Source organism: Flammeovirga sp. AWQ4_249 (assembly GCF_056161045.1).
In genome coordinates this window covers 1-9,181 of the sequence record NZ_JBSWYJ010000078.1, presented here as the reverse complement: position 1 = coordinate 9,181, position 9,181 = coordinate 1, and the positions used below count along the sequence as shown (strand labels likewise).

9 protein-coding genes are annotated in these 9,181 nt (G+C 32.1%); 4 read left to right on the top strand and 5 right to left on the bottom strand.

Annotation, left to right across the window (positions count from 1 at the left end):
• The 4 genes from tnpC to tnpA all read right to left on the bottom strand — a co-directional run.
• Positions 1-641 (bottom strand): IS66 family transposase (gene tnpC, locus ACXAHM_RS25615; protein ID WP_474966925.1); only part of this gene is annotated, 641 nt, incomplete at its 3' end.
• Complete coding sequence (locus tag ACXAHM_RS25610; protein WP_474966923.1) at positions 577-1,374, bottom strand: transposase; 798 nt, start codon at positions 1,372-1,374, stop codon at positions 577-579. The genes ACXAHM_RS25610 and tnpC, both read right to left, overlap by 65 nt.
• A 24-nt stretch (positions 1,375-1,398) precedes the next feature.
• Positions 1,399-1,740, bottom strand: a complete 342-nt coding sequence (tnpB, locus tag ACXAHM_RS25605) for an IS66 family insertion sequence element accessory protein TnpB (RefSeq protein WP_474966921.1) — start codon at positions 1,738-1,740, stop codon at positions 1,399-1,401.
• Positions 1,740-2,039 carry an IS66 family insertion sequence element accessory protein TnpA gene (gene tnpA / locus ACXAHM_RS25600; RefSeq protein WP_474966918.1) on the bottom strand — a complete coding sequence of 100 codons (300 nt, stop codon included), beginning with the start codon at positions 2,037-2,039 and terminating at the stop codon, positions 1,740-1,742. Before tnpA ends, tnpB begins: the two co-directional genes overlap by 1 nt.
• A gap of 46 nt (positions 2,040-2,085) precedes the next feature.
• On the opposite strand from tnpA, the gene ACXAHM_RS25595 reads away from it, so the two are divergent.
• The 3 genes from ACXAHM_RS25595 (at position 2,086) to ACXAHM_RS25585 (ending at position 7,402) form a co-directional block, all read left to right on the top strand.
• Positions 2,086-3,999, top strand: a complete 1,914-nt coding sequence (locus ACXAHM_RS25595; protein ID WP_474966915.1) for a transposase — start codon at positions 2,086-2,088, stop codon at positions 3,997-3,999.
• Between the two features lie 336 nt (positions 4,000-4,335).
• Positions 4,336-6,873: a hypothetical protein gene (locus ACXAHM_RS25590; RefSeq protein WP_474966912.1), complete on the top strand. Its 2,538-nt coding sequence runs from the start codon at positions 4,336-4,338 to the stop codon at positions 6,871-6,873.
• A 196-nt stretch (positions 6,874-7,069) separates the two neighbouring features.
• Positions 7,070-7,402, top strand: coding sequence for a transposase (locus ACXAHM_RS25585; protein WP_474966909.1), 333 nt, complete (start codon positions 7,070-7,072; stop codon positions 7,400-7,402).
• Positions 7,403-7,891: 489 nt separating this feature from the next.
• On the opposite strand, the gene ACXAHM_RS25580 is transcribed toward ACXAHM_RS25585, so the two are convergent.
• Positions 7,892-8,503 carry a recombinase family protein gene (locus ACXAHM_RS25580; protein WP_474966906.1) on the bottom strand — a complete coding sequence of 204 codons (612 nt, stop codon included), beginning with the start codon at positions 8,501-8,503 and terminating at the stop codon, positions 7,892-7,894.
• A 170-nt stretch (positions 8,504-8,673) separates the two neighbouring features.
• Here ACXAHM_RS25580 and ACXAHM_RS25575 point away from each other — a divergent pair, with 170 nt between their 5' ends.
• Entirely contained in the window at positions 8,674-9,141 is a 468-nt protein-coding gene (locus ACXAHM_RS25575; protein ID WP_474966901.1) for a hypothetical protein, read from the top strand.
• The last annotated feature ends 40 nt before the right edge of the window (positions 9,142-9,181 follow it).

Below are 9,181 nucleotides of genomic sequence, written 5' to 3'. Positions count from 1 at the left end.
AGCGTATTTTTCAACCATTGATAAGGTTCAATGTCATGCATTTTTGCGGTAGCAAAGAAGGAATAGAACATTGCTATTTGTGCAGCACCTTGTTCATTACCTGCAAACATATAGTTTTTACGACCGATAGCTAGTGGACGTATTTTATTTTCTATTGGGTTATTATCGATGAGTAATGCACCATTTTTGACATATTCTCGTAACCCTTTTTCATGATTTAAAAAATAAGTAATTGCCTTTCCTATATCTGTTTTGGGTAAAATAGGTTGTTTTTTGGCCCATTCGAAGAGCGTATCAAGAATAGGAACAGCATATTTCTGTCTTTGGGACTGTATTTCTTCTACTATTGTATCTGCAGTAAACGTTTTCTCTAATTCATAAAGTTTGGCAACCAAATCTACGATTTTGGAAGCATCCTTATAGCCACCTTTATAGGCATTAAAAAAATATCGACGTGCGTGTGCCCAACAATTTAAAGGTGTAATTGTTGTCGTTTTCTCAAAAAAATCATAGGCTTTGTAACCATCTGTTTGGGCATATCCTTTAAAGTCTCCGAGGTGATCTTTTAAATATTCCTTACCTCTTCCATTTGCGTAATGAATAGAGAGAATTTTCTCTTTTGGATCCAGGTAATACCACATATATCCTTTGTGAGCTTCCACCTTTTTTACCCGTTCCCATTACTTTAATGGTTGATTCATCGATTTGAAGGTAGTTACTTTGCCTTATTTTTTGTGATAATAACTCAAATAGAGGCGTTAATTTTTCTGCCACCTTCTTTTGTAAATCGATCAGCGTTGCATTTTTCAAATAGACATCCTGTCTTTCAAACTGCTTGATAAAACGGTGGATTGGAATATGATCTACAAATTTGCTGATGATCATCTGAGCGGCTAAACTTGCCGATGCAATAGACTTAGGAAAAGGTAAATTAGATGGAAGTGTCGATTGACTAAATACGTTATCGCCATTTTCCTGTTCTTTGACGTAGCGAGGTCTGATAATTCTTCGAACATACAAACGTGCCGGTTCACACTCGAGTACCTCCGTAATATCTTCACCTACTTTTCGCCAACCTTTTAAATCATGATCAGGTTCAATCACTTCTTCTACACGCTCCAGATTGTCTGGCAAAGCTGTGCGAACTGGCTTTTTCTTCTTTCTTTTATGAGCAGGAACTGTAACTTCAGTTGTTTCAGACATAGGTTCTTCCTTTTTCTCCTCTTCAAAAATAGACAACTGATTTTTGGGTATATCAGTGTATTTACGCTTCTCGGATTTCGCTCCGAAAAGCATATTTTGAAACATAGCCACCTGTGCTTTTAAGTGGGCGTTTTCTTGTTCTAATGATACTATTTTTTCATCTTTGCTCACCTCTTATTTATAGCAAAAATGATACTAAAAACGCACTTTTTGACTTCTTTTTTCTAAAGAAATACCTTCAATTAACATCATTATTTGAGCAGAAGATAAATGGATATTTTGCTCTTGACCAAAACCTGAAGGAAGCTCGAAACGGCCTCTTTCCAATCGTTTGTAATACAGTGCAAATCCTCCTCTTTCAAAACGTAAGAGTTTAATTTTGTCTTTGCTTCTGTTGATGAATACATAAATGTCACCACTGACAACATTCATTTTCATGAGTGAAATTACAATATTACTCAAGCCGTTAAACCCTTTTCTTATATCTGTAAACTCACTATACAGATAAATATGGTCCGTATTTCGTAAGGATACCATCAGATGAGTTGGATTAGTGAAGGTAATAAACTCATATCAGTAACATGTATCTTGACACCATTGGGATATTCAATAATGATAGGAGAAGGAGTCGTTACAGGCGTTGCTTTTACGGAGATAAAATGAGACTTATGAGCTTCAGTAGATGTGGATAACGAAGCTTCCATTTTTAATTTCTTATTCTGCCAATAATTGAATATTGGTAGGCTAAGTTTATGTTTTCTACAGTAAGCAGACTTCAACATAGTACTGGATTCCCATGACTCTATATGAGCAAACATAATTTCTTGCTTTGACATATTTCCTTTTGTTTTATGATCTGATGAGCACAAAAGTATTTAGAAAATGGATGGAATGATAGATGGGGTTGGCCGACTGCTTACAAGCAATTTAGCACTTTGTAGAAAACATATTGCAGCTACAAAATCGAATATCTACTATTATTTATTGCCTATTTATAAGCGAAAAAGAAAACTCATTTTTGATTGCATAAGTTTGCTTGATATACGTTCGACTACTGCGAATCAATCTCTGATTAACTGTCTTAAATTTATCAAAGAGCATAGAAATAAGAAACGTGAATGGATTATAGACCAAATGCCCATTGGTCTCCAATGGATAAATGAAGAGGTAAAAACATTAATAACAGGAACTACAAACAGGCAGAAACCTATTGAAAAATTACATAGCAGTTCTTTAGAAATTGCCTTATTTCATGAGTTATCCAAGTCTTTAAAATCGCTTGATTTATATGTGAAAGGTAGTTTTGAATACGATGATTATAGAGAACAATTAATTGATAATAAGGAATATGAAAATAAAATAAACCTCTATAATGAGCGGTTAGACTTTCCGAAAGTGAAAGAAGATTTTATAGCAAAGTTAAAGAAAGAGTTAACCCATTCTATTCAAACTACAGATGTTAATTTTGATGATAATAGATACATTACCTTTGAAAATGAGCAACTTGTTATACGAAAAAGTGAAAAAAGAGAACGACATCCGGATTATAAAAAAGTGGATCATCGATTAAAGAAAGAACTAAAACAAATTTCCATTTTAGATATTTTGACCTCCGTTAATAAATCAGTTATATTTTCAGAAAATATAGGATTGCATAGTGGAAATGATCCTAAAATAGATAATTACGATCAACACCTACTCAGTACCTTATTTTCGTACGGTTGTAATTTAGGTCCTGCTCAAGCTGAAAAATCGTTGAAGTTTATCACACAAAATCAGCTTTCATGGTTCAATAGAATGCATGTAACTGAAACCAAGCTGTCGTCTGAAAACACAAAAATCATTAATAAATTTAATCAATTAGAACTACCTTCTTTTTGGGGACAAAAAGAGAGTGTTTTAGTAGATGGTACCCATTGGAATATCTTTTCTCAAAACTTCTTTTCTGAGTACCATATCCGTTATGGAAAGTATGGGGGTATTGGTTATTATCATGTCTCAGACACTTATATTGCCCTTTTTAGCCATTTCATTCCTTGTGGAGTATATGAAGCGGTATTTGTTTTAGATGGAATTATCAACAATACTTCCAACATTCAACCTCATAAAATCCATGGAGATACGCATGCACAAAATGAAGCTATTTTTGGTTTATCGTATCTTTTAGGAATACAATTAATGCCGCGTATTCGCTCTCTAAAAGAATTGAATTTTTATAAACCAGAAAAGGATTTTAAAATAGAAAATCTCGACACTTTATTCACCAAAACGATTAATTGGTCATTAATCCAAAGGCATTATGATGATATGTTTAAGGTAGCTATTAGCATTATGGAAGGGAAAATTACGGCATCGCATATCATGAAAAAATTAACAAGAAAAAGCAGAAGAAATAAGCTTTATCTTGCTTTTAAAGAGTTAGGAAAGGTAATAAGAACTCAGTTTTTGATGGAGTATTTAGATAGCTTGGAATTAAGAAAACAGATTCATCAAGGCACTGTTAAAAGTGAAGAGTTTAATCATTTTACTAAGTGGGTTAGTTTTGGAAGCAATAGTACAATCCGTGAGAATAGACGATATGAACAGTTGAAAATCATAAAGTATAATCACCTGGTAACGAATGCTATTATTCTTTATAATACCTATCAAATGTCGAAGATTTTGGATAAAATGATAAAGGATGGTAGCCTTGAGTCTAATGATGTGTTTAAGGAACTATCTCCCTACAGAACGGAGCATATTAATCGTTTTGGAGAATATCACTTAAATATGAATTTTCCTGCTTTAGGGATTTAAAGTAAATTTAATATATACAGAATATTATTTTATTTTTTTTACTTATAACCAACTATTCATCTGATTTTATTCTTGTTAAATTTATACGGATTTTTATAAAAATATACAAATGTTACTAACTGTTAAATATATAACATAAGTATCTGTAAATAATGTATTTACAGATAAGAATGATACCTGGTCGTTGGAATCGTGAAGGGACCTCTAATAATTGCATTAGGTCATCAATACTGTTAATATTGCGGATAAGCATATAATGGTTTTTTGAAAAGGATTTTTTTTTATAAATTGCTATTAATCTACTATATAATACTATTCAAACTCTTACTAAATATTATGAACAGAATCATTGCTTTACTATTAATATCTACTTTTTTTTTATCAAGTGCTTTTGCACAGCAAAACACATCAGAAAGATCTAGCTATAGATATGCTGTAAATGGTCTTATCCCAGAAGATTCCTCTTTTAGAACAATTCCTGATAATGGATATGTTGTTCTTTTGGATGGCAATAGACTTGAAGGAAAAATAAATATCTCAGGTCCCACTTTTGAAGAAATAGCAAAAGTTACTCTAAAGGCAGACAATGGCAAGAAATACTATTTTCAAACTAGAAGTTTAACCTCTTATGGGTTAGATAAAAAGAATAAAAATCAAACACCTGATAAGTTTCGATGGCATACTCCCGAAAGGAATGCTTTTTCAGGAATGGCAACGAAAAGAGTTGGTGAAGGATCGTATGGATATGTTACAACTGAGAGCGGAAAGAAAATAAAAGGTGCTATTCAAATAAATGAAATAGGTGGTGTCGTAAAGTATATCTACATCAAAGATCATAACGATAAAAAGCATAAATTCTTGGTGAAAAATCTACAAAATTATGGAGTAGAAGAATACCAAGATCCAAAATTTGAAGGTGTATTTTCAGCTATAAAATGGAAGTCAAGTACCTATTTATCAGCGTTTAATTCTAAAATAAAATCAGTTTCAGCAAAAGGTGCAATTACTATGAACAATGGTAATGTCATTAATGATTTTATTCAAGTAGTTAAAAAAGGTGATCAGGTTGTCGAATTGAATGCATTAACATCAGGAAAAAAAGGGAAGGCACTAACTGTTGACTATAATGATGTAAAGAAATATGCATTCAAAGTAACCAAAGCAGAATTTGAAAAAGAGCAAGCCGATAAATATTACTTAGAAAGTATACATCCTACCAAGAAGTTTCATAAAGGTTATATTGTGATGAGTAATGGAGATAAACCAATGGAAGGTTGGGTAGCAAAAACCGATATGGACGATTATGGAGATTTATATTTTACAACAGGTGAAAATTCATTAATTAAGACTATAAGAGGAGGAGACGTTGAATTTTTTAAGCAAAATATAGCACCGGAAGAGTTCGATACCTATGAAAAATATTGGTATGAAGTAGAACATGTTGATGGAATTAAAAAAGATCTTAATCCTAAATGGGATTATAAAAATTATAGTTCTACAAATCAATATTATTATACAACTAATGAACAGTATGGATATGTGAAACTTAAAGACGGAAAAGTTGATAAGGGAATGATTGTCGTAAAGAGTAGCACTCCATATGTATATAAAGTAATCGTTAGACAACCTGGTGTAAAGAAAGGTGTAACATACTCTAATAAAGTGATTGAAGAATACGGTTTACTTATTCATGAACCTGTTACTTATTTTCCAAACTTTGTATTTAATATAAAGAAGCAGAAAGGATATTTGAACCTTAATGATGGGAGAAGGGTTGAAGGATTACTGACCATTAAAAATATTACCGGAGAAAACATTGTAAACTCAAATGTTGAGATAATCAATGAAACAGAATTTATCCTAATTAAGGAAGGAAATAAAACAGTTTATAAACCTGGAGAAGTAGATGAATATGGATTAATAGATTGTCCTGTATCAATACTAACAAATTATGGTACTGTTTTACATAACGATCAAAAAGCAAATTTTCAAAAAGGTAGTTTTAAGTTGAATGGACAGCAAAAGAGTGGAGAAATCGCTTTAGTTAAAGCATTGGATGGAACGTACCCTGCTCTTTTCTTTGCTGAAAATGGTATTGTAAATCTTTATAAAATTGATAATTCTATTTCTGATGTAAAGCAGGATTTAGGAAACACAGATATACAAATTACTACAATTAGTAAATTAAAAGGAGAGGTATTAACTGATAATGGATTTCTAATTACAAAAGAGGGAAAACGATTAGATGGTAATATTACACTTCGATTTGCAAAAAAAATGTGGTTTGCAAAAGAGGTAGAAATTGTGTTGTCTGATGGACAGAAAAAGACTTATAAAAACGATGGATCTTTAGAAGAAATTGTTATTCGACCAGGACTTGAAGATGAACAAAAATTTATTCGATTTGAAAATGAATATGTAGAAGTATTAAATGAAAATAATGGATGGTATCATTTCAAAAATCCACACCCTACAACTAGAAAAGCAAGTAGTGCATTCGCAAGTTATTTAGTAGGAGCAGCAGTAAATAATCTTAGAGATTATGCCAAACAAGAAGCTTATGAATATGCAACTAAAAATAATAATACGGTTTTAGATCAAGCAGTGGGAGCATATGCTTCTTCATCTAGTGTTGATTACATGAATGTCGACTTTTTTGTATCATATCATGATGAACATATTTTTTATAACCCATCTAAAAAAAGGAAATGTATGTATATTCCGAATAAAGAATATAATGAGGTAAAAGGTGAACTAATGGGATCTTTAGTATTCCTAAAAACACCAAGAAATATCCGAAGAGGTTTATTTAAAGTTAGAAATTCTGAAGCAACAATATCTTTTCTAGGTGAAAGTTTCAAGCAAGAATTATAAACTTTAATATTCATAATTTGAAATAAGAAAACTCACTTCTAATTAACATATAGATTAATAAGAAGTGAGTTTTTATTATGGACTAATAGTCTATTTAACTGTTTGAAACTATTACCTTTTTCTTAAGATTTTTAATATTAACTTCGCAACCCAATTGATTTAATACAATATTCTAATGGTTATAAACATAGCTTTTGTGAATTGGACAGCAAACACAATAAGTGAGCTTTATAAGAGCAGGTGGCAGGTTGAAATCTTTTTTCGAGAAATTAAACAACTCCTCCATATCAAATCTTTTATCGGAACAAGTGAAAATGCTGTAATGATTCAGATTTGGACTGCTTTGATTACTATTTTGATTTTAAAGTACCTCAAATCAATAGGAAAATTTGAATGGAGACTTTCTAACTTGATTGCATTTATAAGGCTAAATTTATTTGTCAAAATTGAACTCCAAAAATGGTTAGATCGACCGTTTGAAGACCCACCGAAACCTAGCTCAATATATGTGCAGGGGGATTTATTTTAATATTGAATGATTTTATACAATAATAATAGCTTAAACGTGCATTTTTTTGGGAAATGAAAACGTTTAGGACACTATTGATACTGCACCTTAATTTTAGATTAAGGTAGAGTTTTTATTAGGATGTTTTTTATATGGAATTATGAAAAATACAAAAAAGACATTTAGCAAAACGGATGGTCCAAAGTTTCTAAAAAAATGGAGCTACAAAGATTACATAAAAAATTAAAAATGAACCTTCGAATTGACCCTGAAAATAAAAAATTAAAAAAGGAATATGATAGGATTAATAATCTTTTAAAAGCTAATAAAAAAGGTCAAACAAATAAGTATTAAGATAATTGGAGTAAGTAAAACTTGAATTACTCACATCACATGGATTAAGAGTATATACAGTTTGTAATACACTCTCTTCTTCATATTTGACAACATTACATGGAGGTAATTTTAAAGAAGTAATTTAAAGTTGACACTCTTTCATTAAGTAAGAACTTAGACAATATCTTTCTTCCTCACCTTACTAATCGTATGCCTAGAGCATCCCAAGATATTTTGAATCTGAGAGTAGGTCTTGTTCATTTCAAGAAGCTCTCGGATTTTTTCTTGCAGTTCTAAGTTCTCAGGTCTGCCTTTGTACTTCCCTTCGGCTTTCGCTTTTTGTACTCCTTCAGCTTGTCTACGTTTACGGTCAAGGTAATCCTTTCGAGCCGTTGCTGCCAAAATATCCAACATCATTCCATTGACAGCAGACATCACTCTGAGCTGAAACTCATCTTCTGTTTTTACGAAAGTGTGAGAAGTAGGAAGGTCCATAGAAATCACCTTTAATTGATTTTCCAAGATGATTGATTTTAGCTTCTGCCAATCGTCTTCTGAAAGTCTTGTAATTCTGTCGATCTGCTCGATAAGAATGGCATCTCCTGGTTCTGCCAAATCCAACAGTCTAAAAAGTTCTGGTCGCTGAAGTTTGGCACCCGATTCATTTTCTATGAACCAACCCGAAACTTTCAATTTCAGTTTTCTTCCAAATTGTAATAATGATGCTTTGGCTCTGTTGGCATCTTGGTCTTTGGTGGAAGCTCGAAGGTAGGCGTAAACTCTCATTTTGACTCAAAAAGTGTATGTATATTGTATTACGAATAAAACTGCTGAAAATTGTAAAAAACCACATAAAACAGTGCATTTTACATGGTTCTTTAAATATAGTGCATTATACATACAAAATCAATAATAATGCACTAGGTTTTAGCTAGTGCTTGAAAGTTATACTTAAAGTGAACTGCGATTTCTTAGAACCCAATGACTCATTTAAAGCAAGTCCATCAACACCGATAATAACATCAACCTATCGCTATGACGGAAGTGGCAATCGTATTACCAAGAAGGTATCCTACTATGATTCCGATAGGAATAGTAATTTTGTAGTAAATACTTTGTATCTTCGAGATGCTAGTGGTAATACCATGGCGGTAATGTCAGATACTACCTTAGAATCAGGACAAACCATTCATCCATTATTTGTGGCTGAATTACCTATCTATGGTAGTAGTCGTTTGGGAGAGTTTAGGCCTTCGTCGGCATCAGAAAATGCACTAAGCTTAAACACACGCTTCTACGAACTAAACAACCACCTCGGTAATGTTCTAGTCACACTCTCTGATGAGGGCAACGTTCTTTCTTATAGTGATTACTATCCTCTAGGTTTGTATGAAAGAAAAATTCTAAGAATCATTATCTTATAAATTAGAAATAAAGAAAGGCCTCCTATAGAGCAAATGACAC